This is a genomic window from Deinococcus radiotolerans (genome assembly GCF_014647435.1).
GTDB classification, from domain to species: Bacteria; Deinococcota; Deinococci; order Deinococcales; family Deinococcaceae; genus Deinococcus; species Deinococcus radiotolerans.
In genome coordinates this window covers 48,146-72,106 of sequence record NZ_BMPE01000014.1, presented here as the reverse complement: position 1 = coordinate 72,106, position 23,961 = coordinate 48,146, and the positions used below count along the sequence as shown (strand labels likewise).

At 70.8% G+C, this 23,961-nt stretch carries 26 protein-coding genes; 10 read left to right on the top strand and 16 right to left on the bottom strand.

What is annotated here, in order from left to right; genetic code table 11:
- Positions 1-44: 44 nt before the first annotated feature.
- Positions 45-713, top strand: coding sequence for a hypothetical protein (locus IEY63_RS17050; RefSeq protein ID WP_189070191.1), 669 nt, complete (start codon positions 45-47; stop codon positions 711-713).
- Between the two features lie 4 nt (positions 714-717).
- Here IEY63_RS17050 and IEY63_RS17045 read toward each other — a convergent pair whose 3' ends face one another.
- On the bottom strand, positions 718-2,730 hold the full coding sequence (locus IEY63_RS17045) for an elongation factor G (RefSeq protein ID WP_189070190.1): 2,013 nt from the start codon (positions 2,728-2,730) through the stop codon (positions 718-720).
- A 284-nt stretch (positions 2,731-3,014) separates the two neighbouring features.
- Here IEY63_RS17045 and mnmC2 point away from each other — a divergent pair, with 284 nt between their 5' ends.
- Together mnmC2 and IEY63_RS17035 are read left to right on the top strand one after the other, a co-directional pair.
- Positions 3,015-3,710: a tRNA (5-methylaminomethyl-2-thiouridine)(34)-methyltransferase MnmC2 gene (mnmC2, locus tag IEY63_RS17040; RefSeq protein WP_189070189.1), complete on the top strand. Its 696-nt coding sequence runs from the start codon at positions 3,015-3,017 to the stop codon at positions 3,708-3,710.
- Positions 3,710-4,678 carry an NAD(P)/FAD-dependent oxidoreductase gene (locus tag IEY63_RS17035; protein ID WP_189070188.1) on the top strand — a complete coding sequence of 323 codons (969 nt, stop codon included), beginning with the start codon at positions 3,710-3,712 and terminating at the stop codon, positions 4,676-4,678. Before mnmC2 ends, IEY63_RS17035 begins: the two co-directional genes overlap by 1 nt.
- An 18-nt stretch (positions 4,679-4,696) precedes the next feature.
- On the opposite strand, the gene IEY63_RS17030 is transcribed toward IEY63_RS17035, so the two are convergent.
- From IEY63_RS17030 to hisB, 3 genes are read right to left on the bottom strand one after another with little or no spacing between them, the layout of a single operon-like run.
- Positions 4,697-4,975 carry a barstar family protein gene (locus IEY63_RS17030; RefSeq protein ID WP_189070187.1) on the bottom strand — a complete coding sequence of 93 codons (279 nt, stop codon included), beginning with the start codon at positions 4,973-4,975 and terminating at the stop codon, positions 4,697-4,699.
- Between the two features lie 3 nt (positions 4,976-4,978).
- Entirely contained in the window at positions 4,979-5,623 is a 645-nt protein-coding gene (gene hisH / locus IEY63_RS17025; RefSeq protein WP_189070186.1) for an imidazole glycerol phosphate synthase subunit HisH, read from the bottom strand.
- Entirely contained in the window at positions 5,620-6,207 is a 588-nt protein-coding gene (gene hisB, locus IEY63_RS17020) for an imidazoleglycerol-phosphate dehydratase HisB (protein ID WP_062157632.1), read from the bottom strand. The genes hisH and hisB overlap by 4 nt, the downstream gene beginning before the upstream one ends.
- 234 nt (positions 6,208-6,441) lie before the next feature.
- Here hisB and IEY63_RS17015 point away from each other — a divergent pair, with 234 nt between their 5' ends.
- Together IEY63_RS17015 and IEY63_RS17010 are read left to right on the top strand one after the other, a co-directional pair.
- On the top strand, positions 6,442-7,059 hold the full coding sequence (locus tag IEY63_RS17015; protein WP_189070185.1) for a Rad52/Rad22 family DNA repair protein: 618 nt from the start codon (positions 6,442-6,444) through the stop codon (positions 7,057-7,059).
- Positions 7,060-7,305: 246 nt separating this feature from the next.
- Positions 7,306-8,076, top strand: coding sequence for a methyltransferase domain-containing protein (locus IEY63_RS17010; RefSeq protein ID WP_189070184.1), 771 nt, complete (start codon positions 7,306-7,308; stop codon positions 8,074-8,076).
- Here the strand turns inward: IEY63_RS17010 and IEY63_RS17005 are convergent, their stop codons facing one another.
- The 3 genes from IEY63_RS17005 to IEY63_RS16995 all read right to left on the bottom strand — a co-directional run bounded on the left by IEY63_RS17005 (position 8,077) and on the right by IEY63_RS16995 (position 12,094).
- A complete protein-coding gene (locus IEY63_RS17005) occupies positions 8,077-8,571 on the bottom strand; it encodes a hypothetical protein (protein WP_189070183.1) in 495 nt (164 codons plus the stop codon).
- 73 nt (positions 8,572-8,644) lie between these two features.
- Positions 8,645-11,122, bottom strand: a complete 2,478-nt coding sequence (hrpB, locus tag IEY63_RS17000) for an ATP-dependent helicase HrpB (protein ID WP_189070206.1) — start codon at positions 11,120-11,122, stop codon at positions 8,645-8,647.
- 36 nt (positions 11,123-11,158) lie between these two features.
- Complete coding sequence (locus IEY63_RS16995; RefSeq protein WP_189070182.1) at positions 11,159-12,094, bottom strand: aldo/keto reductase; 936 nt, start codon at positions 12,092-12,094, stop codon at positions 11,159-11,161.
- 80 nt (positions 12,095-12,174) lie between these two features.
- Here IEY63_RS16995 and IEY63_RS16990 point away from each other — a divergent pair, with 80 nt between their 5' ends.
- The 5 genes from IEY63_RS16990 (at position 12,175) to IEY63_RS16970 (ending at position 15,588) form a co-directional block, all read left to right on the top strand.
- On the top strand, positions 12,175-12,798 hold the full coding sequence (locus IEY63_RS16990) for a rhomboid family intramembrane serine protease (RefSeq protein WP_189070181.1): 624 nt from the start codon (positions 12,175-12,177) through the stop codon (positions 12,796-12,798).
- A gap of 44 nt (positions 12,799-12,842) precedes the next feature.
- A complete protein-coding gene (locus IEY63_RS16985) occupies positions 12,843-13,340 on the top strand; it encodes a hypothetical protein (protein WP_189070180.1) in 498 nt (165 codons plus the stop codon).
- A 170-nt stretch (positions 13,341-13,510) separates the two neighbouring features.
- Positions 13,511-13,963 carry a DUF1775 domain-containing protein gene (locus tag IEY63_RS16980; protein WP_189070179.1) on the top strand — a complete coding sequence of 151 codons (453 nt, stop codon included), beginning with the start codon at positions 13,511-13,513 and terminating at the stop codon, positions 13,961-13,963.
- A 62-nt stretch (positions 13,964-14,025) separates the two neighbouring features.
- On the top strand, positions 14,026-14,424 hold the full coding sequence (locus IEY63_RS16975) for a copper resistance CopC family protein (protein ID WP_189070178.1): 399 nt from the start codon (positions 14,026-14,028) through the stop codon (positions 14,422-14,424).
- A 162-nt stretch (positions 14,425-14,586) separates the two neighbouring features.
- On the top strand, positions 14,587-15,588 hold the full coding sequence (locus IEY63_RS16970; protein ID WP_189070177.1) for an isocitrate/isopropylmalate dehydrogenase family protein: 1,002 nt from the start codon (positions 14,587-14,589) through the stop codon (positions 15,586-15,588).
- A 57-nt stretch (positions 15,589-15,645) separates the two neighbouring features.
- Here the strand turns inward: IEY63_RS16970 and IEY63_RS16965 are convergent, their stop codons facing one another.
- From IEY63_RS16965 to IEY63_RS16930, 9 genes are all read right to left on the bottom strand, one after another.
- Positions 15,646-16,650, bottom strand: coding sequence for an NADP-dependent oxidoreductase (locus IEY63_RS16965; RefSeq protein ID WP_189070176.1), 1,005 nt, complete (start codon positions 16,648-16,650; stop codon positions 15,646-15,648).
- A gap of 98 nt (positions 16,651-16,748) precedes the next feature.
- Positions 16,749-17,936: a trans-sulfuration enzyme family protein gene (locus IEY63_RS16960; RefSeq protein ID WP_189070175.1), complete on the bottom strand. Its 1,188-nt coding sequence runs from the start codon at positions 17,934-17,936 to the stop codon at positions 16,749-16,751.
- A 44-nt stretch (positions 17,937-17,980) separates the two neighbouring features.
- Positions 17,981-18,112: a hypothetical protein gene (locus tag IEY63_RS22510; RefSeq protein ID WP_268239673.1), complete on the bottom strand. Its 132-nt coding sequence runs from the start codon at positions 18,110-18,112 to the stop codon at positions 17,981-17,983.
- Positions 18,113-18,334: 222 nt separating this feature from the next.
- On the bottom strand, positions 18,335-19,120 hold the full coding sequence (locus tag IEY63_RS16955; RefSeq protein WP_189070174.1) for a nitroreductase family protein: 786 nt from the start codon (positions 19,118-19,120) through the stop codon (positions 18,335-18,337).
- A 108-nt stretch (positions 19,121-19,228) separates the two neighbouring features.
- Positions 19,229-19,870 (bottom strand): PepSY-associated TM helix domain-containing protein, encoded by a 642-nt coding sequence (locus IEY63_RS16950; protein ID WP_229784778.1) that lies wholly within the window; start codon positions 19,868-19,870, stop codon positions 19,229-19,231.
- The gene (locus IEY63_RS16945; RefSeq protein ID WP_189070173.1) at positions 19,848-20,408 is read right to left on the bottom strand and encodes a DUF2271 domain-containing protein; all 561 of its coding nucleotides are present in this window, start codon (positions 20,406-20,408) and stop codon (positions 19,848-19,850) included. Before IEY63_RS16945 ends, IEY63_RS16950 begins: the two co-directional genes overlap by 23 nt.
- A 38-nt stretch (positions 20,409-20,446) precedes the next feature.
- Entirely contained in the window at positions 20,447-21,466 is a 1,020-nt protein-coding gene (locus tag IEY63_RS16940) for an FAD:protein FMN transferase (RefSeq protein WP_189070172.1), read from the bottom strand.
- A 218-nt stretch (positions 21,467-21,684) separates the two neighbouring features.
- Positions 21,685-21,960 (bottom strand): hypothetical protein, encoded by a 276-nt coding sequence (locus tag IEY63_RS16935; RefSeq protein ID WP_229784777.1) that lies wholly within the window; start codon positions 21,958-21,960, stop codon positions 21,685-21,687.
- Between the two features lie 22 nt (positions 21,961-21,982).
- Positions 21,983-23,878, bottom strand: coding sequence for a 1,4-alpha-glucan branching enzyme (locus tag IEY63_RS16930; RefSeq protein WP_189070170.1), 1,896 nt, complete (start codon positions 23,876-23,878; stop codon positions 21,983-21,985).
- Positions 23,879-23,961 lie beyond the last annotated feature (83 nt).

The window sequence follows — 23,961 nt, the reverse complement described above, 5'->3', positions numbered from 1 at the left end:
CATAAGAGGACGCGCTGGCCGGACACCCGTGGTATGCCAGAGCCATGCGCCCCTGGCCCATCCTGCTGCCTCTGCTGGTCGCCGGCCGCGCCCCGGCCGACACCCTCCCGCCGGAACTGGCGCGGCTGGCCGGGCGGGACGTCTGGGTGTACGCCGGCGGTCCACTCCGCTGCGTCCGGGGGAACGGCACCATCGAATACGCCGTGCCGCTGAGCACCCCGGTCCGCGTCACGCAGGTCGAGCAGACCGGCCCGCGCCTCGTGGAGATCGGCGTGGACGGCCACCGCCCCGCCCAGTCTGTGCCGCAGGCGATCATCCTGACCCTGGAACCACGCGGCCCGGTCCAGTGGGTTTCAGGCAGCAGCGGCCCTGGTCCCCTCGCCCGCTGGTGGCAGGGCCTGGAGGTCAAGTCCTGCCCCACCATCCGGGTCGCGTTCACAGATCTGACCCACCTGAACCGCACGCTGAGCTTCACGCCGCCACCCGACAGCGTGCAACGCCTCATCGGCCATCCCCGGGACTCCAGCGTCGGCCTGAGCGCCACGCAACTCCTGTGGCTGCGCGGCGCACCTGACGAACCCCTGACCGACGTGGACACGCTGCTGCAAGCGCCCACCTGGACGGTCCTGGGCGCTCCTGGCCGGGGCGATCAGGTCACCACCTTCCGGAACGGCCGCGTGATTCGAGACATCTTCCCCCACCTGGGGCCCTGAACGCCTACGCCTGGGCGAGTTCGCCCTGTCGCGCCTCAATGATCTTCTTGGCAAGGTGGTCCGGGACGGGCTGGTACCCGTGGGCTTTCACGCTGAACGCGCCGCGGTCGCCGGTCAGGGAGCGCAGGTCAGCGCTGTACGACTGGAGTTCAGCTTGCGGTACGAGGGCGGTGACGGTGATGACGGTCCCCTCAGGGTCCATGCCCTGCACGCGGGCGCGGCGGGTCTGGAGGTCGCTGATGAGGTCCCCGGTGAACAAGGCTGGGGCGCGGACCCGCAGCTGCATAACGGGTTCGAGGAGGCCCGGGCGGGCGTTCGCCACGGCGTTTTTCAGGGCGAGGCTGCCGGCGGTGCGGAAGGCGATGTCGCTGCTGTCCACGTCGTGGTAGCTGCCGTCGAGCACGGTGACGTGGACGTCCTGCATGGGGTACCCAGCCAGCGCGCCGCGCTGCATGGCGTCCTGCACGCCTTTCTCAATACTGGGGATGTACTTGCCGGGGATGGCGCCGCCCACCACGGCGGACCGGAACGCGAAGCCCTCGCCGGGCTCGATGCGGATCTTGCAGTCGCCGTACTGTCCGTGCCCGCCGCTCTGCTTCTTGTGTTTGCCCTGCGCTTCGGCGGGGGCGTGGATGGTCTCGCGGTACGGGATGCGGGGCGGGGTGGTGGTCACGGTGACGCCCTGCGCGGCCAGCTTCTCCACGGCGATGCCCAGGTGCATGTCACCCATGCCGGACAGGAGCTGCTCGCCCGTCTGCGGTTCGCGCGCGTAGTGGAGGGTGGGGTCCTCCTCGCGCAGTTTCGCGAGGGCCGCACCCAGCTTGTCCTCGTCCTGGCGGGTGGCGGGGTGAATGGCGACCGTGTGGACCGGGTCGGGCAGCCACAGCGGGTCGTACGTGATGGGCTGGGCGGGGTCGGCCAGGGTGTCCCCGGCGTGCAGGTCCGGGAGTTTCGTCAGGACGCCGATGCTCCCGGCAGGCAGTTCGGATACCTCGGTGAGGTCCTTGCCGTTCGGGACGTACAGGTGCATGGGGCGCACGTCCACGTCCTGCGAGGTATTGCGCAGCGTGTCGCCGGGACGCAGCGTGCCGCTCCAGACGCGGATGTACGCGACCTTGCCCACGAACGGGTCGATGGACAGCCGCCACACCCGCGCGCTCAGGGGGGCATCCGGAGTGGGTTCGCGGGTCTGCCCGTCCACGCCAGTCAGGGGGCCGCGCTCGCGGGCGCTGCGTAGCCCCGTGACCATCAGGTGCAGCAACACGTCCAGCCCTACACCGCTCACGGCACTCACGGGTAACACCGGGTAGAGGGTACCCGCGTGGACCGCCCGCAGGTACGCCGCCTCCAGTTCCTTATCCCCGATGGCCTCGCCTTCCAGGTAGCGGCCCATCAGGTCGTCGTCCGTCTCGACGATGGCGTCCAGCAGCGCGTCCCGCGCCTCACGCAGCGCGCCCGTCAGGGTGGGGGGCAGCTCCTGTGGTGGGCTCACCTCGCCTGTCAGGACGTTTACCACTCCGCGGAAGTCCGGGCCCTCCCCCACGGGCAGGAACGCCGCTGCCACCGGGCCCTTCAGGCTGGCTTTCACGTCGGCCAGGACCGTGAAGAAGTCCGCCCGTTCGCGGTCCATCTTGTTCACCACCACCACGCGCGGCATCCCGAAACGGTCCGCCGTGGCCCAGGCGCGCTCCGTACCGACCTCCACGCCGCCCACCGCGCTGACGAGCACCAGCACGCTGTCCGCCGCGCGAATCCCGCCCCGGATCTCTCGCACGAAATCCGCGAAGCCCGGCGTGTCCAGCACCGTCACGTCCGTGCCCTCGTGACTCAGGCGCAGCACCCCGGTCTGGATCGAGAACCCGTGCGCCTTCTCCGCGTCCGTGTGATCACTGCGGGTGGTGCCGTCCTCGACGCAGCCTGCACGTGAAAGGACCCCACCGCGGAGCAGCAGGGCCTCAGCCAGCGTCGTCTTCCCGGTGCCGCTGTGCGCGGCCAGACTCACAATGCGGTGAGGCACGAAAGATCACCATTCCTTCCCCGAAGCACCCTCGGGAGGGGCAGCAGCGACCGGCGAACGCACGCAGGAGACACAGAATTGTGGTGTCGCCAGTGTACACCCGGTTAGGAGGGCAGCAGCGGGTCACGGTTCAGGAGGACTGCAATGACCCAGAGGACGCCGGTCAGGTCCTCTCCCGTTCCGGTAGGAGGGTGCACCTCCCGATGACGCACATGCAGTGCCAGAGCTCCGCGCAAGTTCTGTTCGTCCTGCGACTCAGGTATCAGACCGGTATCCTGCGCGGCATGAGTGATTCCTCTCCTGACGCGCCAGCAAACGTGCTGGTCACGCCCGACGGGTCGCGAACCGCCCTGAACGCCCGGTTCGGCGAGGCGTACGGGTCGCGGCACGGCGCGGCGTCGCAGGCGCGGCATGTGTTCGTGGAGGGCACGGGCACGCACGAGCACCCCGCCCCGCGCGTGCTGGAGGTGGGCTTCGGGGTGGGCGTGAACGCCCGCGCGACCCTGGCCCGCTGCGCGGCGCGCGGCGTCCCACTGGAGTACCACGCGTTCGAGTTCGACCCAGCCCCCCGCGCCCTGCTGCGGGACGTGGCGCGCGGCGGGGATGCCGAGGATCACCCCGCGTGGCGGGCGCTGCTGGACGCGTGGCCCGAATCGGGCGGCGGCAGCGGCGAGATCGAGGTCACGGCGGGCGGCGCGACCCTGCGCGTCACGTTCGCGGACGTCCTGACCGCCGACCTGCCCGCAGGCTGGGCGACGGCGCTGTACCTGGATGGCTTCTCGCCGAGCCGCAATCCGGACGTGTGGACACCCGCGTTCACGGCGCGACTGGCCCACACCCTTGCGCCGGGGGGCGTTCTGGGCACGTACAGCGCCGCCGGGCACGTGCGCCGCTCGCTGGAGGCCGCCGGGCTGCGCGTGGACCGCCGCCCCGGCGCGCCCGGCAAACGCGAGTGCGTGCGCGCCGTGCGGGAGGGCTGATGCACGTTCTCGTGATCGGGGCGGGCATTGCTGGGACCAGCGTGGCGTACTTCCTGGCCCGCGCGGGCGCGCAGGTGACGGTCGTGGACGCGGGCGTGCACCGCGCGAGCGACGTGCCCAGCGCCCTGATCAACCCGGTGCGCGGCCAGTCGGGCGGCGTGGACGCCCGCGCGCTGGACGGCATGCGCTTCACGTGGACGCTGCTGCGCGAGCTGGATGCGGCCGGTTTCTCCGTCCCACACGCGCAATCGGGCGTGCTGCGGCCCATCCCGGACGACCGCGCCCGCGCCCGCTTCGAACGGAACCTCCCCGCCGCGCTGAAGCACGCGTGGCTGAGCCCGGCAGACGCGCCGGAACCCCTGGCGCCCGGCTGGGGGCACGTCCTGCACCTCCCGGACGGCGGGTGGGTGGACGGCCCCGCCTTCACGTGCGCCCTCGTGCAGGCGTCCGGCGCGCCGGTCGTCACCGGACGCGCGCAGGACTGGACGGCCCGCACCGTCACCCTGGCAGGCGGCGAAACACTGAGCGGGGACGCCGTGGTGTTCTGCAGCGGTTCGGTCGGCGTCACGTGGCGCGGCGAGGCCGCCACGCACCGGCGCGGCACCCTCCTGACCCTCGACCGGGCCGTCACGCGCGTCGCCCTCAGCTTCGGCGCGTACCTCGCCCCGGACGCGCGCGGCGGGGTGCTCGGCGCGACCTTCGAGACCCCCTCCCCCACCTGGACGCCGGATGGGTTGCCCCTCGCGTCGCTGGGGTGGCTGCTCGGCAAGGGCGCCGCCCTGACCGACCTGCGCGGCGCGCGCGTCACCGGGCACTGGACCGGCACGCGCCTCTCCGGCCTGAACGCCGGACCGCAGGAGGGTGGCACGTGGCGGCTGACCGGCCTGAGCAGCAAGGGCTTCCTGCTCGGGCCCCTGCTCGCGGCTGAACTGGCCCGTGAATTGATGAGCACGGCCCGGCCCGGCTGACCAGCGATCGGCCTGCGCTCAGGAGAACACGAGCCGCATGGCATTGACCTCGCGGGCGATCTCCTCAAGGCACTGCTTGAAGGTGTCCCCACGCAGGGATCCGAGTGACTCCGAGTTCGTGAATCTCACCTCGTGGGCATCAGGCCAGCCGGGGCCTCCCCACAGCGCGTCCCGGAAAGCAGCGAGATTCCGGCCGAACCCGGGATGGATGTCGGGGACGTCCCGCATGAAGGCAGCCCAGAATTCGGTCTCGTCCTGCACTGCGGCGCAGTTCACAGTGACCGTCCGGGCCGTCACAGCTCAGTTCTCCAGAACGTTGCGGCGGAAGCGTTCGAGGATGGCGAGGCCCACGGCGCCACTTTTTTCCGGGTGGAACTGCGTGGCGTGGAGGTTGCCGTGACTGAACGCGGCCCAGAAGGGCACGCCGTACTCGGTGATGGCGCCCGCGTCGACGTCTACGGTCAGGGGCACGTAGTAGGAGTGCACGAAGTAGGCGTACGCGGGGCACGCGAGGTCGTTCAGGAGGGGGCTGTCGCCGACCTTGTCGAGGCTGTTCCAGCCCATCTGCGGCACCTTCCGCTGGGTGTCCTGTGGAAAGCGCAGGACGGTGCCGGGGATCAGGCCGAGGCCCTGCACGCCGGGCGCTTCCTCGCTGCCTTCAAGGAGCATCTGCATGCCGACGCAGATGCCCAGGATGGGCGTGCCGCCCCGCGCAGCGTCGAGGACGGGCTGGCGGAAGCCGCTGGTGTCGAAGGCGTCCATGACCTGCCGGAAGTGCCCCTGCCCGGGCACCACGAGGGCGCGGGCACTGGGGACGTCGGCAGGGTCGCTGCTGACACGCACGGTCATGCCCGCGCGTTCGAGGGCCTTTGCGGCGCTGCGGACATTTCCGGCGCCGTAGTCGAGCAGCAGGACCTCGGGGCGTTCGGTGGAGGGGGCGGTCACAGACTGCCCTTGGTGCTGGGCATGGTCTGGGAGGTGACCTGCACGGCGTCCCGCAGGGCGCGCGCGACGGCTTTCACGATGGCCTCAATGACGTGGTGCGCCTCGCGGCCCGCGAGGAGACGAACGTGCAGGGTGATGCCCGCGTGGTTGCACAGGCCACGCAGGAATTCACGCAGGTGGTAATGGGTCATGCCGCCCGCGTCGCCCCAGACGTTCAGGGTTTCGGGTTCGAAGGCGAGGTGCGCGCGGCCCGACAGATCAAGGACGACGTGCGCGAGGGTCTCGTCCATGGGCACGAAGGCGCTGCCGTACCGTTCGATGCCCTTGCGGTCGCCGAGGGCCTGCGTGAGGGCCTGTCCGAGGGTGATGCCGGTGTCCTCGATGAGGTGGTGCGGTTCGATGTGCAGGTCGCCGGTGGCGCGCACGGTCAGGCCGATGCGGGCGTGGCGGGCCAAGGCGTCGAGCATGTGGTCCAGGAAGCCGTGCCCGGTCTGGGGGTGCTCGTAGCTGGTGGTGTCGAGGTCGAGCTGGACGGTGATGTCCGTTTCGCTGGTGGTTCGGGTGACGGTGGCCGTGCGGCTCATGCCCAGCATGCTAGGGGACGAGGGGGGGCAGGTGTGTGGCCTTGTCGATGGAAGGGGGGGCGGTGCGCGGGAAGCGGTATGCGCTGAGGGTGGTCGAAGGCAGCCGGGTGCTCACAGCTCATGACTCAGAGCTGAGAGCTGTGCTGGATGGACTCTCATGCCGACTTGCCCCTCTCTCCGACCAGCGGGTCATTCTGTCTTGACCGTAATTCCATTCTGTTATAAACTAAACGCATGAAACTGAGCGATGTTCAGAAACGACTTCAGGCCCCGTTTCCCGCTCACATGGTGGCGTGGAAACCTGCCGCCTACAGCCGGGACCGCAGCCGCGCGCTGATGCTCGCGCACATTGACGCCCGCGCGGTGCAGGACCGCCTGGACGCCATCTGCCCCGACGGGTGGACCTTTGAGATTGAAGTGATTCCCGGCACCCGCCAGCCCACCGTGAAAGGCCGCCTGACCGTCCTGGGCGTCACCCGCGAGGACATCGGCGAGGCCCCCGAAGGTGACCTGGGCACCCTGAAGGCCGCCTCCAGCGACGCGCTGAAACGCTGCGCGGTGCACTTCGGCATTGGCCGCTACCTGTACGACCTGCCCAAGACCTGGGCCGACTGGGACGACGCGGGGCGCAAGCCCACCCAGACGCCCGAACTGCCCGACTGGGCCCGCCCCGACCACGAGCGCACGCCCGGCGGCGCGCACCTGATGCAGGCCATGGAGCAGCTGCGCTACGAACTGCCCGAGGATCTGGACCTTCAGCGTGAGGTGTACAAGCACCTGAAGGCCGCGCTGGGCAGCCTGCACCCTGCGCCTCAGCACCCCACGCCGCAGCATCCGGGGCGGGCCGCTTGATCTGGCGGGGCCGGGACGAGCATGGGCGCCCCACGCCGGGCAGCCTCCTGACGCTGACCCTGAGTCTGCTGCTGCTGATGCTGCTGGGCGGCACCCTCGCCCGCCTGCTGTAACACCACACTGAACATCGCTGCCCGCCCACGCGCCTGACGCCGGGCGGGTTTCTCTGATCGCTCACAGCCACATGCCTTGCTGTTACCACTGAGGTACGCACACACCGCCCGATGCTCCGCCTACGCTGAGCCCATGACCTGGAACCCCGACCAGTACCACCTCTTCCGCGAGGCCCGCAGCGCACCCGTCCGCGACCTGCACGCCCTGATTCCCGACCAGGCCTACGCCAGCGTCATCGACCTGGGCTGCGGCACCGGCGACCACACCCTCACGCTCGCGCGGCGCTTCCCACACGCGCAGGTCACCGGACTCGACCAGAGCGCCGAGATGCTGGAGCGGGCGCAAACCCAGCAGGCCCCCAACCTCCACTTCCAGCAGGGCGACCTCAGCCAGTTAAGCGGCACCTACGACCTGATCCACGCCAACGCCTCCCTCCAGTGGGTACCGGACCACCCGGCCCTCCTGGCGCACCTGTGGACGCACCTGCGAGGCGGCGGCGTGCTGGCCGTGCAGGTCCCCGCCAACCACGACCACCCCAGCCACCGCCTGCTGACGGACACCGCGCTGGAGTTTCAGGACGAACTGGGCGGCTACGCCCGCTTCGGCACCGCGCACGGCGCGTCCCCCGTCCTCACCCCCGCCCGGTACGCCGAACTCCTGGATGACCTGGGCGGCACGGACATCGCCGCGCTGAGCAAGGTCTACCCCACCGTGCTGAGCGGCGCGGACGGCCTGATCGCCTGGACGAAGGGCACCGCCCTCGTCCCGTACCTGAGTCGGCTGAACGAACCGGACCAACAGCGCTTCCTGGCCGCCTACCGCGAACGCCTCCACGCCGTCTACCCCGGCGACCGCGTGTACTACGCCTTCACCCGCACCCTGTTCACCGCACGCAAACCCTGATCAGCGGATTGCCGCGCGCATCACATCCTCCCGCATCATCTGCGAGGTCACGAGAACGATCATGTGAACCCACCGTCCATCCCGCACACGGACCTGTCCCTCAAGCACGTAAAGACCTTTAAACATTCCGGCGTCCAGCTGCGATTGCACCATCCACTGCCCCGTACTGGCCTGCTGGGTCTTGATGACGTGCGAGCGCGTAGTGCCCACGAAATCAGAACTCTTCAGTCCACCCGATGGATTCATGACGGCAATCGCCCAGCAGTCTGTACCCACGCCCGGCGCGTAAATGAACATCATCTCCTCAACAGGCACGTTGGGAGGTTTGCGCCACATGCGTTTGAGCAGCGCCTGTCCCGTCCGTTCCTCCGCATCGGGTAACGTGGAGACCTGGCCCGTCGCGTAGGACCAGAGTGCCTTCGAGTAATCGGCGGCCCGCGAAGCTCCGGTCAGGGCGAGGAGGCTCAGGGCACAGGTGAGAACGGCGCGGCGCATGACAGGCAGCATGGCAGCGCGCGGCGCCGGACGTTGCCTCAGGTGAGGGACCGTCGGGGGTCGGACACCCCCGTCACACGCCGCGTTTCTTGGTGCCTTTCATGGGCGCGTGCGTCCAGGGGTCGTCGGGCCAGGGGTGCTTAGGGTAGCGGCCGCGCAGGTCCTTCCGGACCTCGAAGTACGAGGAGTTCCAGAACGAGCGGAGGTCCTGCGTGACCTGCACGGGCCGCCCGGCGGGCGAGAGCAGGTGCAGCAGCACAGGCGTGCGGCCCTCGTTCACGGCGGGCGTGTCGGCCAGTCCGAACAGTTCCTGGAGCTTCACGGCCAGGATGGGCGCGTCGCCGGGGCGGTAGGTGAGGCGGACGCGGCTGCCGGTGGGCACGGTCAGGTGCGTGGGGGCCAGCTCGTCCAGCCGGGCAGGGAGCGGCCAGGGCAGCCGGGCCTGGAGGGCCGGGAGGAGGTTCACGCGCGCGAGGTCGTCGCGGCTGCGCACGCCGTCCAGGTGCGGGCCGAGCCAGTCCTCCAGAGTATCCAGCAGCGCAGCGTCGCTCAGGTCCGGCCAGTCTTCCTCCGGTCGCCACGCGCGCACGGACTCCACGCGGTCGCGCAGCGCCCGCGCGTCGGGGCTGAAGGTCAGGAGGTGCAGGCCCTCACCCCGGATCGCGGCGGCCAGGGCATCCACGCGGGCGGCGGCGGGCAGGTCGCGCAGGGGCCGGGCTTCAAGGACAAGCGCGCCGAAGCGCCGTTCCCGCTGCGCGATGAGGGTGCCGGTGCGCGCGTCCCAGCGCACCGCGTCCACCCACGCGGCTCCGGCGTCCAGCACGGCCGGATCGAGGGGGGCGGCCAGGAAGATCCGCCCCTCGGCCTGCGCAGCATCGAGGTGCGCGACGGCCAGCGCGCGCGCTCCGGCCAGGGCGTCGCCCTCGGGCAGCGCAGCGCCCTGCCCGCCCGCGAGCAGGAACCGGCCCCGGCGCAGGCCGCTGTTCTCCTCGCGGGCCAGGGCGGCGCGTTCCGGGTACGCGCGGGCCACCAGGGCCCCCACCGCGAACGGGTCGGGGTCACGGTCGTCGGGCCGAACCTTCAGGAGGGTGCACCACTGACGGGCGAGCCGCTCGGCCCGCTCCATGACGGCGACGTCTCCCCCACTGCGGTCCTTGCGCCGCCAGGAGCGCAGGGCACGCACGCGGTCAGTCAGGTCCGCGCCGGAACCGTTAGGCAGGGGGTCGCGTTCCTCCAGCAGCGCCGCCACGTCCGCCGCCAGCGCGGGGTCGTCTGCGGCGGTCAGCAGGTGCGCCACGCGCGGGTGCGTGGGGAAGTCCAGTAGGCGCGCCCCCCCCGGCGTCACACGGCCCGCGTCGTCCAGGGCGCCCAGGTCCCGCAGCACGCCCCGCGCGGTCTCGACCCGGCGCGCTGGGGGCACGTCCAGCCAGTGGAGGGTCGTGGGGTCGGTCACGCCCCACTGCGCGAGTTCCAGCGTCAGCGGCGCGAGGTCCGAGTCCAGCACCTCCGGCGGGCGGGCGGCGGGCAGGATCGGCTGCGTCCGTTCGCTCCAGAGGCGGTACGCGACGCCCGGCGCGGTGCGGCCCGCGCGGCCCGCGCGCTGCGTGGCGGCGTCCCGCGTGACGCGGCCCGTGACCATGCGGGTCAGGCCGGTCGAGGGGTCAAACGCCTGCGTGCGGCTCAGGCCGCCGTCCACCACGACGCGCACGCCGTCAATGGTCAGGGACGTCTCGGCGATGCTGGTGGCCAGCACCACCTTGCGCCGCCCGTCCGGGTCGGGGCGCAGCGCGCGGGCCTGCTCGCGCACCGGCAGGTCGCCGTACAGCGGCAGTACCTGCGCGTCCACGTCCGACAGCAGCGCGGCCGCCGCGCGGATCTCGCGCACGCCGGGCAGGAACGCCAGTACGTCCCCCGGCTCGGCGTCCAGCGCGGCGCGCACCTGCCGCGCCACCAGATCTTCCACGCGGCCCACCGGGTCGGCAGGCAGGTACCGCACGTCCACCGGGTAAGCGCGGCCCGCGCTCTCGACCAGTGGCGCGCCCAGGCGCCCGGGCAGCGCCGGGTCCAGCGTGGCACTCATGACCAGCACCCGCAGGTCGTCCCGCAGCGCACCCTGCACCTCGCGCAGCAGCGCCAGCGCCAGGTCGGCGTTCAGGCTGCGCTCGTGGAACTCGTCCAGGATCACCAGCCCCACACCCGCGAGTTCCGGGTCGCGTTGCAGGCGGCGGGTCAGGATGCCCTCGGTGACGACCTCCAGCCGCGTCGCGGCCGACACGCGCGAATCGAAGCGCACGCGGTACCCAACCGTGCCGCCGACCTCCTGGCCCAGGCCCTCGGCCAGCCTGGACGCCACCGCGCGGGCCGCGACCCGCCGGGGCTGGAGCATCACGACCCCCTGCCCGGCCAGCCACGGCTCGTCCAGCAGCGCCAGTGGCAACCCCGTACTCTTGCCCGCGCCCGGCGGGGCCTGCACGACCACCAGGGGATGCGCCGCGAGTGCCGCGCGCACCTCCCCCGTGACCTCCTCGATCGGCAACTTCACGTCCCGCATGGTACGCGCGGGGCGCAAGGACAGGCGCGGTGCGCCTCAGCGGCTCGTGATGCGGTCCACCTCAGCCAGCTCCTTGGGCGTGAGGGTCCAGCTGGCCGCGCCCACGTTCGCGTCGATCTGCTCGGGTTTCGTGGCCCCGGCGATCACGCTGCTCGTCACGTCGAAGGACAGCAGCCAGCTGAAGGCGAGGTCCAGTAGGGTGTGTCCCCGCCCTTCCGCGAAGGCGCGCAGGTCCTCCACGACCGCCCAGTTGCGTTCGGTCAGGTAGCGGTCCTGGGCGCCCTGGCTGCCGGTGATGCGCGCGCCCTCGGGCAGGTCGGCCCCGGCGCGGTACTTGCCGGTCAGGAGGCCACTGGCGAGCGGGAAGTACGGCAGCAGGCCCAGGTTCAGGTCGCGCATGGCAGGAATCAGGTCAGCCTCCACGTCCCGCACGAGCAGGCTGTGCTCGTCCTGGCAGGACGTGAAGCGCGCCCAGCCGTGCCGCGCGGCCAGGGCGTCGGCGGCGCGGACGTCGGCGGCGGGCATGTTGCTCACGCCGATGGCCCGCACCAGGCCCTCCTGCACCAGTTCGTTCAGGGTGCCCAGCGTGTCCTCGATGGGCGTCTCCGGGTCGGGGGTGTGCAGCTGGTACAGGTCCAGATGATCGGTGCCGAGGCGGCGCAGGCTGGCGTGCAGCGCCTCGCGGATGTACGCGGGCCGCGCGCCCTTCTTGCCCTCACCCATGTCCACGCCGAACTTGCTAGCCAGGACGATGTTCGCCCGCTCTGAGCCCAGCGCGCGGCCCAGGGTCTCCTCGCTGCCGCCCCGGTTGCCGTAGATGTCAGCGGTGTCGAACAGCGTGATGCCCGCGTCCAGCGCGCGGCGCACCACGGCGGTCGTCCCCGCCTGATCCAGCCGTCCCCCGAAGTTGTTGCAGCCCAGGCCGACGACCGACACGGTCAGGCCGCTGTGTCCCAGCGTTCGCGTTTGCATGCAGGCAGCCTACCTCCGCGCGCATGAGCTGCACCCAAGGTTGGACGCGCGCCCCGGCCCGCGTGCGGCATGCTGGGGGTATGCGCGCCCCACCCACCCGGCCTCCCTCCGCCCCGCGCGCCACCAGTCTGGGCCGTGCCGCCGGGATCACCGCCGCTCTGATCGCGGGCCTGTGGGTGCAGGAGGGCGCCGATCAGCTGGTGTTCCACGGGCAGCTGGACCAGTTCGGCATTGAGCCACGCGCGCCGGGCACGTTCTGGCACGTCCTGACCGCGCCGTTCCTACATGCAGGTTTCGCGCACCTGATCGCGAACACCGTGCCGCTGGCCGTCCTGACATTCATGAGTGCCCTGCGCGGCGTGGCGCGGTTCCTGACGGCGCTGCTGCTGATCGTACTGATCGGCGGCGGGCTGGTGTGGCTGCTGGGGCGCGGCGGCAGCGTGCATCTGGGCGCCAGTGAACTGGTGTTCGGGCTGCTCGCGTACCTGCTGGGCGTGGGCTGGTGGGAGCGCACCCCGCTGGCCATCGGCGTGGCCGTGGCGGCGTTCCTGCTGTACGGCGGCATCCTCTGGGGCGTGCTCCCGGCGAACCCGGCCGTGTCGTGGGAGGCGCACCTGTTCGGCTTCGTGGGCGGCCTGATCGCGGCGGCCATCCTGCACCGAAAGCGTCCCCCGGCGCGGCCCGCGTCCAGCTTCCCGCGCTGACCGGCAGGACATTCTCACCTGAGGGCCGGGCTATGCTCGGCGCGATGCGAGCCTGGCCCCACCACCAGCGCCCCGCCCCGACCCGGGCGGGACGCTGGCTGCTGGCGCTGCTCGCGCTCCTGGCGTCCCTGGCGCACCTGACCCGCAGCCCCGAGGCGGGCGGACTGGGCCTGACCGTGGGGGCCCTGACCCAGGCGGTCACCGGAGCCGGACACGTCCGCGAGGCTGCGGCGGAGGCCACGGTCCACGTGCATGTACCGGGCGTCCCCTGCGACCCATCCGACCCCCGGACAACTGAGGCGGGGGCCGCGCACGCGGGCGGCCACGCCCTAACGGACGCCGCACCGAACGCCCCGCCGCACCACGCGCACGGCGACACCCACTGCCCGTTCTGCCTGACGGCCGGCTTTGCGCTGGCCGCCGCCGACGGGCCCCGCGTCGGCCCACGGGCCCAGCGCGCTTCCCACGTGACCACCCGCACCGCCGGGCCGGTCACGTTTGCGCTGCGGCATGCGGACGCCCGCGCGCCACCGCTGGCCTGACCTCAGCCGCCACCGGAGTCCCCTCCCCGACCGGGCGATGGGGCCCCGGCCCGGCCCTCCTCGCGGCCCACGCGCTGCGGCCTGTGCCCCGTGCGCCCTTTACCTTTCACCTTCCGACGACCGCGCCTGCGTGGCCTGCGGCGTTCCCTGATTCACCCTGGAGTCACCCCATGTTCAATCTGAAATCCGTCCTGCCCCTGGCTGCCGCCCTGCTGCTTTCCGTCGCGGGCGCGCACGCCACCGTCCGTACCGAGACCGGCCTGACCGAGTCTGCCGCGGGCAAGAGTGAGACGTACCGCCTGAACGTCCCCACCGAGAAGGACATCGCCACCACCCAGATTCGCCTTGTGGTCCCCGCCGGGGTCGTCATCAGCCGCTTCCAGGTCACGCCCGGCTTCACGCGCACCGTGAAGAAGGATGCCAGTGGCCTCGTCACTGAAGTGGTCTGGACGGGCCGCGTGGCGCCCATGGAGTACGCCCGCTTCTTCTTCCAGGCGAGGAACCCGGCCGCAGGGGGTGAGGTCGTCTGGAAGATCTACCAGACGTACAGCGACGGCAGCGTCGTCGCGTGGGACGACACGAACCCCGCCGAGGGACCGGCCAGCCGGACCACCGTCAAGTAACCGTTCACCTGGGGGGAGGTCCGCTTCCCCCCTCTCCCCTTCCCGACCCTGGAGGTCGTCCCATGAAGAACATCCTGCCCCTGCTGGCTGCCCTGACCCTGTCCACCGCCTCTGCCCACACCGCCGTGTCGGGCGTGACCCCGGCCCTGAACGCGGTGGTGACCGCCCCGAAGACCGTGACTCTGGCGTTCAGTGAGCCGGTCGAGTTGCGCTTCTCGACGTTCCGCGTGATGGCTGTCCCGGCCGGGGTCACGGTGGCCGAGGCCGCGCGGCGCGCCCTGGCGGAGAAGGCTCATTCGGCCGCCCTGGCCAACCAGCCCGTCAAGTTGAGTGGCGCGGCGGCCCGGCTGGCCCTGACCCTGAAACCGAATCTGAAGTCCGGGTCGTACGTGATCGCCTGGAAGATCCTCTCGGAGGATGGGCATCCTGTGACGGGCAGCAGTACGTTCCGCGTGCGCTGACGTCCTCCTGCGCCCTGTTCGCAAGCGGTTCCGTGCGGGACGTCCTGCACGGAATCGCTTCCAGGTTCGGGGTGGGTGAGCCGTCCGTCACGCTGCGGGTGACGCCCGCGGGGGCCGCGGACTGCACCGCGTAGTCGTGACTGGCCTTACACTGAACCGGTTATGGCGAAATATCGCATCTGCTTGATTGAAGGCGACGGGATCGGCCACGAAGTGATCCCCGCGACCCGCCGCGTGCTCGACGCGGCCGGCTTTGATGCCGAGTACGTCGAAGCCGAGGCCGGGTACGAGTACTACCTCGACCACGGCACCAGCGTGCCGCAGGCCACGTACGACGCCGTGGAGAACACCCACGCGACCCTGTTCGGCGCGGCCACCAGCCCCAGCGGCGAGAAACCCGCCGGGTTCTTCGGCGCGATCCGTCACCTGCGCCAGAAGTACGGCCTGTACGCCAACGTGCGCCCCACCAAGACCCGCCCCGTGCCCGGCGCGTACGAGAACGTCGATCTGGTGATCGTCCGCGAGAACACCCAGGGCCTGTACGTCGAGCAGGAGCGCCGCTACGGCGACACGGCCATTGCCGACACGGTCATCACGAAGGACGCCAGCGAGCGCATCGGCAAGTTCGCCGCGGACCTCGCCATGAAGCGCTCCGGGCGCCTGACGGTCGTGCACAAGGCCAACGTGCTGCCCGTCACGCAGGGCCTGTTCCTGAACACCATCCTCGACCACGCCAAGACCGTGGACGGCCTGAACACCAGCACCATGATCGTGGACAACGCCGCCATGCAGCTCGTGCGCAACCCCCAGCAGTTCGACGTGATGGTCATGACGAACATGTTCGGTGACATCCTCTCCGACCTCGCCGCCGGGCTGGTCGGTGGGCTGGGCATCGCCGCGAGCGGCAACGTGGGCGACAAGTTCGGCATCTTCGAGTCGGTGCACGGCAGCGCGCCCGACATCGCTGGCCAGGGCATCAGCAACCCCACCGCGACCATGCTGGCGGCCGTCCTGATGCTTGATCACATCGGTGATCACGAGACGGCCCGCCGCATCGACAACGCCGTCAACAAGGTGCTCGTCGAGGGGCCCCGCACCCGTGACCTCGGCGGGACCGCCGGGACCGAGGAGTTCACGAACGCCGTCATCGCCGCACTGGCGTAAGCGAACACAGGACAGAGGGCCGGACGCTTGGCGTGTCCGGCCCTCTCCCCTTGGCCCTTACAGTTTGACGATCATCTTGCCGGTGTTCTGCCCCTGGAGCAGGCCCATGAACGCGGCAGGCGTCTGGTCGATTCCCTCGACGACCGTCTCGTCGAATTTCAGTTCGCCGCTGGCGATCCACGCGCCGACTTCCTGCGCGAAGGTATCGAACAGGTCGTAGTGCGGGCTGACCAGGAAGCCGCGCAGCGTGAGCTGCTTGCCGATGACCTGCACGAGGTTGCGGGGTGCGGGGGTGGGTTCGGTGGCGTTGTACTGGCTGATCATGCCGCAGATGGCGGCGCGGCCGTGCGGGCGCATGCTGCTGATGGCCGCTTCGAGGTGCTCGCCGCCCACGTTGTCGAAGTACACGTCGATCCCGTCGGGCGCGGCGGCCCTGAGCTGCTCGGCGACCGGGCCGTCCTTGTAGTTGAAGGCCGCGTCGAAACGCAGGTCATCCACGAGGTGCCGCACCTTGTCCGCACTGCCCGCGCTGCCGATGACGCGCGAGGCGCCCTTGAGGCGGGCGATCTGCCCGACGGCGCTGCCGACCGCTCCGGCTGCGCCGGATACGAAGACCACGTCCCCGGCCTTGAATTCCGCCACGCGCAGCAGGCCCGCGTAGGCGGTCAGACCGGGCATGCCGAGCACGCCCAGGTACGCGCTGAGGGGCACGCCGGGCAGTGCGGGCAGCACCTTCACGCGCTTTGCGTCGAGGTTGGCGTGCGTGCGCCAGCCCTGGTCGTGCAGGACGTGGGCGCCCACGGGCACGGCAGCGTCCTCGCTGTGCGTGACGACACCGACCGCGCCGCCGGTCATGGTCTCGCCGAGAGCGAAGGGGGCGGAGTAGCTCTTGGCGTCGTTCATGCGGCCGCGCATGTACGGGTCAACGGTCAGGTAGAGGTTGTGCACCTGAACCTGCCCGGTGGCAGGCGCGGGGAGGTTCAGGTCCACGAGGTTGAAATCGCTGTCTCTGGGGGCGCCGACGGGGCGCGCGGCGAGCTGCACTTCACGGGAGGTCGTCATGCGCGCCACTGTGCGCCTTCATGAGAGCAGGTGACGGTAAGCGAGGTGACGTTCAATCTGCCACCCGCTGCCGGACACCTGCACCCACCGGCAGCGGTTTACTCGTCCAGAGCGCGTTCGAAATCGCCGAGCAGGTCACCGATGTCCTCGATGCCGATGCTCAGGCGCAGCAGGTTCGGGGTGATGCCCAGGCGGCGGCGCTCGGCTTCGGGCAGGGGGCGGTGCGAGGTGCCCCACGGCCAGGACAGCGTGGTCACGACGTCCGCGAGGGACGGCGCGAGCGGGATGCGTCCGGCCAGGGCCTTCACGAAGCGGGGCGCGTCCTCAATGTCGGCGCTGAGCATCCCGCCGAAGCCCTGCGGGAACAGGTCCATGGCCAGGTGGAACTGCGGGTGGTCACTGAGGCCCGGGTGGTACACGGCCTTCACGCGCGGGTGGTTCACGAGGACGTCCGCGATGGCCTGCGCGTTGCCGCTGTGGGCACGCATGCGCAGGCCCAGCGTCTTGAGGCCCTGCATGGTCATCCAGGCGTCGAAGGCGCTGATGGTGCCGCCCAGGCGCAGCAGGCGCGTGCGGGCCAGCGCCACGAGTTCCGCCGAGGCGCACAGCACGCCGCCGAACGCCGTGGAGTGCCCGCTGAGGTACTTGCTGACCGAGTGCGTGACGAGGTCCGCGCCGTGCTCGGCGGGGCGGAACATGGCGGGGCTGGCGAAGGTGTTGTCCACGCTCAGCAGCGCCCCGCGCGCGTGGGCGAGGCGGGCCAGGGCGGGCACGTCCGGCACGGTCAGCAGCGGGTTCGTGAGGCTCTCGACGTGCACGACGCGGGTGTTCTCACGGAAGGCGGCCTCCACCTCGTTCAGGTCGCAGGCGTCCACGAAGGACACCTCGATCCCCAGGCGGGGGAATTCCTCGGCCAGCAGCGCGTACGTTACGCCGTACACTCGGGCGTCCGTGATCACGTGATCCCCGGCCTTCAGCACGCCCAGCAGCGCCGCGCTGATCGCGGCCATGCCACTTGCGGCCACCAGCGCCGCTTCGGTGCCCTCCAGGGTGGCCAGGGCGCGCTCCAGGGTCGCGGCGTTCGGGGTGCCGTTGCGGTAGTAGAACGCGGCGGGTTCCTGGCCACTCATGGCGCGGTCCAGGTCGTCCAGGTCCGCGAAGGCGTACACGGTGCTCTGGTAGATCGGCTCGACCAGCGCGGGCGCGCGGTTCGGGCGGGCCTCCTCGCCCGCGCGGGCAGCCAGGGTGGTCAGGTCATAGGTGGGGGCGGGCTTGGGGTCGCTCACCCGCGCATTCTACGAAGGCCGCCGCATGCCGGGCGGGCAGACCTTCAGATCAGCCGCAGCGCGCCTTCCAGAATGAAGCAGGTGACGCCCGCCACGCCCAGCCGCAGGATCAGCGGCCAGGGTAGCCCCGCGCCGCGCCCACCGCGGCCCAGTCCGGCGTTCACGGCGGCGTCCACCCCGGCCGTCTGGAAGGCCCCCCAGGACCACCAGCACGGTGCCCGCGCGGTCCAGCCAGACGGTCGTGGGCGCAGGTACCCAGCCGCCCAGGCCAATCAGGGCCGCCAGGACGCACAGTCCGGCCCCGTGGACCGTGAGGGCCAGCAGGGCCCGAGCGCGGGACTGGGGTTCAGGGCAGGTCGGCAGGGCGCGCAGCATGCTCCCAGGACGGCCCTGTGGCCTTACTCGTTTCCGGACCAGAGGCCCTGGCGCTTCAGGGCGGCCACGAGCGCAGGTTCGCGTTTCTCCATGCCGCCGCCCTGCCCGAAATACATGGTCAGGAGGCGCGCCCAGTCACCGGGCTGCCCGCCCCGCGCCGCGATGGGGTTCATGACCTCGGTCGCGTGTCGGATCTCGTCGTCGGTCCCGGTGTGGTACTCGTCGGTGTGAATCACCAGGGGGCGGGGCACGCGCGGCCGGTACGGGGCGTGCTCGGCGGGCCGGCCGATGGTGAGCGCCGCGAACGGGAGCACGCCCTGCGGCAACTTCAGTTCATCGATGATGCCATCCAGGCCGTTCAGAACGCCGCCGATCCAGCAGCCCTGGTAGCCCAGCATCTCCGCGGCGGTCAGGAGGTTCGTGCCGGCCATGACGGCGTCCCCGATGCCGAAGTGCACGGCGATGGCAGGCCAGTGCCCCGGCTGCTTCCCGGCGACCTCCAGTACGCGGCCCACGCGGCGCACATCGGCGCACACGACGAACGCCTCGCTGGCCGTCGCAATGTGCGCGTTCGTGCTCAGGTCCGCCACGCGGGCCCGCACGTCCGGGCGGGTCAGGCGGATCAGGGAGTACAGCTGCGCGGTCGCGTCGGTCGGGGCGCGCTGCGCGGCGTGCAGGATCACGTCCAGGTGATCGTCGGGCAGCGGCAGGGGTGTGCCGTCCTCGTGGTTCTCGTACTGGCGGACGGTGCGGTGCGCGTCGTAGAAGGCGCGGACGTCCTCGGGGCGGCGGTGGCGGTCATCGGTCATGCGGCGCAGCATAGCGGGCGCGCCCGGCCCCGAAGTGCGGGAGGCGCAACAGAACTCACCCTCCCGGCGCGCCGTGGGAGGGTGAGCCTATGCCCTGGAGGGCGGGAGTCATTGACTCCCCTGCCACGCGAGCAGCGCGGTCAGCACGGCGCCGATCCCCATAACGGTCAGGGCCTGCACGCGGGTCTTTTTCAGGTACAGCAGGATGCCCAGCCCGGTCAGTGAGATGAGGGTCAGGAACGCGCCGCTCAGGTCAATCACCCACTTCCAGGCGGGGCTGGCGTCGCGGCCCTTGTGCAGGTCGTTCATGACGGCCACCGCGCCCTGTTCCAGGATGGTGGTCTCGTACGTGCCGGTCTTCACGTTGATGACCGTGTCGGCGCTGTAGCCGGGCGCCAGGAAGGAGATGTCGGCTTCCTGATCATCGGCGCGCGGGTCAGTCGCCCGGCCCCTCAGGCCCTGCTGGGCGCGCAGTTCCTCCGCGACCGTCAGCCAGTCCGGCTGGCCGTTCGTGATCCAGCCGGCCGGGAGGGTGCCCTGCACGGTCCGCGTGACGTCCTTCGTGCCGAACACCCAGTCCGGGTGGTTCAGGGTGATGCCGGTCAGGCTGAAGAACAGCACGACCAGCAGGCTGATCATGCTGGTGTACGTGTGCGCCCAGCGCAGCCAGACGTTCGTGCGGGCCTTCAGGGTGCGGGGGCGCGGCGCGGGCCGGGCCGCGCCCGCGTCAGGCTTTGCCGAAAGCGACACTGGCCGCCTCGATGTCGTTGTCGGCGGTCAGGGCCTTCTTGAAACTGGTCGCCCCCACAGTGACCTTCTCGCGCACCAGCGAGTACGGGCCGTGCTCGCGGGCCGCTTCCACGCACACGTAGTACGTGCCCTGGGAGGCCAGCGCGCCCTTGTCCGTCTTGCCGTCCCACGCGACGGCATACGTGCCGGGGTTGCGGGTGGCGCTGCTGACCGTTTCCAGCTGATCGGCGTTCCCGCGGTACCAGCGGCGCAGTTCGGACAGCCAGCGGGGATTCAGGCGCGACTGCTGCACCCACACGGTCAGGTTCCGGACGGTATTCCCAGCCTCATCCTCGATCCACACGGCCACGAAGGGCCGCTTCACGCGCCCGGTAGCCTTGGTGGCGACCGTGAACGTCACGTCCAGGGCCATACCGGTGGGCCATTTCTTCGCGCTGGGCGTGGTGGCGGCGGCCTGGGCGGGGCTGAAGCGGGCGGTGGTCAGGGCAGCGGCGGTCAGGCCGAGGGTATGCAGGAAACGGCGGCGCGTGTGGGTCATGGGGTGAATCCTCCTGCGGGCAGGGTGCCGCCCGCACGTTAGCGGGCGGTTAACAGGGCCCGGCGCTGGCCCCGGGCGGCGGGCGGGACCTGCGGGTCTGTGCCGCGCCAGCCGGGCGTGGCGTGCCGCTGCCCGGCAGCCGTGATGATCAGCGCCTCGCAGCCGGGCAGGGTCCTCATCAGCGTCAGGCCGGCCTGGGGGCCCAGCACGCTCAGGATGGTCGCCAGGGCGTCAGCGGTGACGCATTCAGGCGCCGTGATGGTCACGCCCGGCACGTCCTGCACGGGCTGACCGCTGCGCGGGTCGATCACGTGCGAGTAGTGCGTGCCGTTCACCTGGAAGCCCCGGTGCGCGCGGCCGCTGGTGGCGAGCGCCTGATTCTTCACGCGGACCCGCCCGGCGGGCGGGGCGTCATCACGCGCGGTGAACGGGTCGGCGATCAGGACGTTCACCTGCGCCGCGCCGATGACGCGCAGGTCGCCGCCCGCGTTGATCAGGACGCTGCGCACGCCCGCGCAGCGCGACGCGACCAGCGCCGCCCGGTCCACGACGTACCCCTTGGCCAGAGCGTTCAGGCCGAGCGGGCCGCCGGCGTGCAGGGTGGCGCTCCCATCGGCATGCAGCGTCCAGGGGGCCGCGCGTAGCGCACTGACGCCGCGCGCGAGCAGTTCGGCAGAGGGGGGCGCGCCGAGGACCTGCGCCTGCTGCCACAGGGCCCCCAGGGCGTCCGCACCGGGGTGGAAGGCGCCGCCACTGAGGGTCCGCCAATGATCCGCGAGGCGCAGGACGTGCAGCAGCTCCAGGCTCAGGGGCACGTGGGTGTCACCCAGCCGCGCCTGCCAGCGGCGCAGTTCGCTGTGAGGATCGAACCGGTTGAGCACGCCGGTCAGCCGCTCGATCTCCGTGAGGGCGGCCTGCTCGGCGTGGTGGGCCTGTTCGGCGGTGCGGGCGACTACCTGCACCTCCACCTCGGTGCCCAGGAGGCGTTCGTAGGTGGCGTGCAGGCGGTGCGGTCCCCGCAACGCGCGGCCCAGAACTTTGAGGATCACATCGGACATTCTGCGCCGCTTTCAGGCATTCGGCGTTAGAAAGTGAGCAACCCCACACTGGGGGCGTCCGGATCGCAGGGCCGCCAGGGTACGCCAGCGCCGCTGCCCCCGCAGCGTGTCACAGGTCTGCCCCACTTCAGACGCTGGGCCGTGCGCCTGCCCGGGTCACCTGCCCAGCCCACCTGGGCACCGACCCGCACGCACCAGGGCCCTAGCCAGACAACAGGTCAGCTGGGTTGGCGGCTGGCGACGTTGAAGATCAGCGCGATGATCAGCAGGTCCAGCGCCCAGCTGACCGGGCGGCGCAGGCGCGGGTCACGGCGAGCGCGCAGCAGCTGCACGCCCAGCCGGGCCAGCAGGAGCGCCCCGATCAGGTACGGGCTGGGGGCCGCGCCGCCGCTGATCAGGGGCCACAGCAGCAGGCCGGCCAGGGCAGCCAGCAGCACGAAGCTGAGCGCGGTCAGGGCGTCCGGGGTGGGGCGGGGCTCGGGCGGGGTCGTCACGCGCTGCATTCAAGCACGGCGGTCAGCGGACGTCACTGACGACCGTAGCCTCCGTGGGGGTCAGGACCAGCACGCTGTTCGGCGCGAGGTTCACGCGCAAGTGATGCGTCTGCCCGTGCCAGCCTTCCTCGCGGGCAGTCAGGTCGGGCTGCTGCGTGCCGAATCCGCCGAACTCGCCGTCATCCGTGGACAGCAGCACGCGGTACGCGCCGCCCTGCGGCACGCCGACCGGATACACGTCGCGGTACACGGGCGTCAGGTTCGCGACGATCACGCTCCAGGAGCCGCCGACCGGGTCGCGGCGCAAGAAGGCGTACACACTGTTGTCCACGTCGTCCGCGTTCACCCACAGCAGCCCCTCCTCGCGGGTGTCGGCCACGTGCCAGTCCGGGCGGGTGCGATACAGGCCGTTCAGGCGCCGCACGAGGTTCAGCACGCCCCGGTGGTCCGGGTGATCCGCGAGGTGCCAGGGCAGGCCCACGTCATGGTTCCATTCGGTGGGCTGCGCGAACTCCTGACCCATGAACAGCAGTTTCTTGCCGGGCGTGGCCCACATAAGGGCCAGGAACGCGCGGTACCCGGCGCGCTGCTGGTACCAGTCGCCGGGCATCTTCATGACCATGCTCTTTTTCAGGTGCACGACCTCGTCGTGACTGATGGCCAGCACGTAGTTCTCGCTGGTGCGGTACACGTTGAAGAACGTCAGCGCGTGGTGGTGGTGCTTGCGCCACAGCGGGTCCTGCTCGAAGTACCCGAGGTTGTCGTTCATCCAGCCCATCGCCCACTTGTAGTCGAAGCCCAGGCCAAAGGGGCTCGGGGTGGTCACGCCGGGGAACGAAGTGCTCTCCTCCGCGATGATCATGCAGCCCGGCGCCATGTGATGCACGACCTCATTCAGGCGCTTGAGGAACGCGATCGCTTCGAGATTCTCGCGGCCGCCGTGCACGTTCGGGATCCACTCGGTGCGGGAGAAGTCCAGGTACAGCATGCTGGCCACCGCATCCACGCGCAGGCCGTCCACGTGGAAGTCCTGGAGCCATTTCAGGGCCGAGCCGACCAGGAACATCACGACCTCGTTGCGGCCGTAGTCGAAGATGTACGTGTTCCAGTCCTGATGGAAGCCCTTGCGGGGGTCGGCGTACTCGAACAGGGGCGTGCCGTCAAAGTGCGCTAGGCCCGCGCTGTCGGTCGGGAAGTGCCCGGGCACCCAGTCCAGGAGCACGCCGATGCCCAGGCCATGCAGGTGATTCACGAGGTACTTGAAATCCTCCGGGCTGCCCATGCGGCTCGTGGGCGCGTAGTACCCGGTCACCTGATACCCCCACGAACCGTCGAAGGGGTGTTCCATGACGCCCAGGAGTTCCACGTGCGTGTACCCCATGAACTGCACGTACTCACCCAGGCGGTGCGCGAGGTCGCGGTAGTTCAGGAACCACCCGTCCTCCCGGCGCGCCCAGGACGGCAAGTGTACCTCATAGATGCTGACCGGGCGGTCGAAGCCCGCGCTGCGGTGCTCCATCCAGCCGGTGTCGGACCAGTCGAATGGCTGCTCCCAGACAATACTGGCGGTCGCGGGCCGCACCTCGAAGAACGTACTGTACGGGTCCATCTTGTCCTCGGTGCGGCCGTCCGGGCCGGTCACGCGGAACTTGTACCGCTGCCCGTGCCGGGCCGAGGGCACAAACGCGCCCCAGAACCCGAAGTCAAGGCGCTGCATGGGGTTGTCGAAGCCGTTGAAGCCGTTGAAGTCCCCCACGACACTCACGTGATGCGCGTTGGGCGCCCACACGCCAAAGCGGACGCCCTCCACGCCGTTCTCTGTAACGACGTGGGCGCCGAGCAGGTGATCGGGACGCACCAGGTCCGCCGTGACCAGTTTCTGCAGGTGACCGTGATCCAGCGGAAGCGCTTCACTCATGAACGCCAGTCTAGCCGCGCCCCCCAGGACGCCGCTGAACCCAGTTCTGAACATGAAGAAAACGCTCAGGGCAGGCGCGCGCG

Bases quoted from the DNA above. Each gene is read 5' to 3' on its own strand.
- IEY63_RS17005 (WP_189070183.1), bottom strand. From the start codon at position 8,571: ATGCGCCGCGCCGTTCTCACCTGTGCCCTGAGCCTCCTCGCCCTGACC.
- IEY63_RS16955 (WP_189070174.1), bottom strand. From the start codon at position 19,120: ATGACCGATGACCGCCACCGCCGCCCCGAGGACGTCCGCGCCTTCTAC.
- IEY63_RS17050 (WP_189070191.1), top strand. From the start codon at position 45: ATGCGCCCCTGGCCCATCCTGCTGCCTCTGCTGGTCGCCGGCCGCGCC.
- mnmC2 (WP_189070189.1), top strand. From the start codon at position 3,015: ATGAGTGATTCCTCTCCTGACGCGCCAGCAAACGTGCTGGTCACGCCC.
- IEY63_RS16940 (WP_189070172.1), bottom strand. From the start codon at position 21,466: ATGTCCGATGTGATCCTCAAAGTTCTGGGCCGCGCGTTGCGGGGACCG.
- IEY63_RS16970 (WP_189070177.1), top strand. From the start codon at position 14,587: ATGGCGAAATATCGCATCTGCTTGATTGAAGGCGACGGGATCGGCCAC.
- hisB (WP_062157632.1), bottom strand. From the start codon at position 6,207: ATGAGCCGCACGGCCACCGTCACCCGAACCACCAGCGAAACGGACATC.
- IEY63_RS16985 (WP_189070180.1), top strand. From the start codon at position 12,843: ATGCGAGCCTGGCCCCACCACCAGCGCCCCGCCCCGACCCGGGCGGGA.
- IEY63_RS16995 (WP_189070182.1), bottom strand. From the start codon at position 12,094: ATGCAAACGCGAACGCTGGGACACAGCGGCCTGACCGTGTCGGTCGTC.
- IEY63_RS16980 (WP_189070179.1), top strand. From the start codon at position 13,511: ATGTTCAATCTGAAATCCGTCCTGCCCCTGGCTGCCGCCCTGCTGCTT.
- IEY63_RS16945 (WP_189070173.1), bottom strand. From the start codon at position 20,408: ATGACCCACACGCGCCGCCGTTTCCTGCATACCCTCGGCCTGACCGCC.
- IEY63_RS16965 (WP_189070176.1), bottom strand. From the start codon at position 16,650: ATGACGACCTCCCGTGAAGTGCAGCTCGCCGCGCGCCCCGTCGGCGCC.
- hrpB (WP_189070206.1), bottom strand. From the start codon at position 11,122: ATGCGGGACGTGAAGTTGCCGATCGAGGAGGTCACGGGGGAGGTGCGC.
- IEY63_RS16990 (WP_189070181.1), top strand. From the start codon at position 12,175: ATGCGCGCCCCACCCACCCGGCCTCCCTCCGCCCCGCGCGCCACCAGT.
- IEY63_RS16975 (WP_189070178.1), top strand. From the start codon at position 14,026: ATGAAGAACATCCTGCCCCTGCTGGCTGCCCTGACCCTGTCCACCGCC.
- IEY63_RS17010 (WP_189070184.1), top strand. From the start codon at position 7,306: ATGACCTGGAACCCCGACCAGTACCACCTCTTCCGCGAGGCCCGCAGC.
- IEY63_RS17015 (WP_189070185.1), top strand. From the start codon at position 6,442: ATGAAACTGAGCGATGTTCAGAAACGACTTCAGGCCCCGTTTCCCGCT.
- IEY63_RS16930 (WP_189070170.1), bottom strand. From the start codon at position 23,878: ATGAGTGAAGCGCTTCCGCTGGATCACGGTCACCTGCAGAAACTGGTC.
- IEY63_RS17035 (WP_189070188.1), top strand. From the start codon at position 3,710: ATGCACGTTCTCGTGATCGGGGCGGGCATTGCTGGGACCAGCGTGGCG.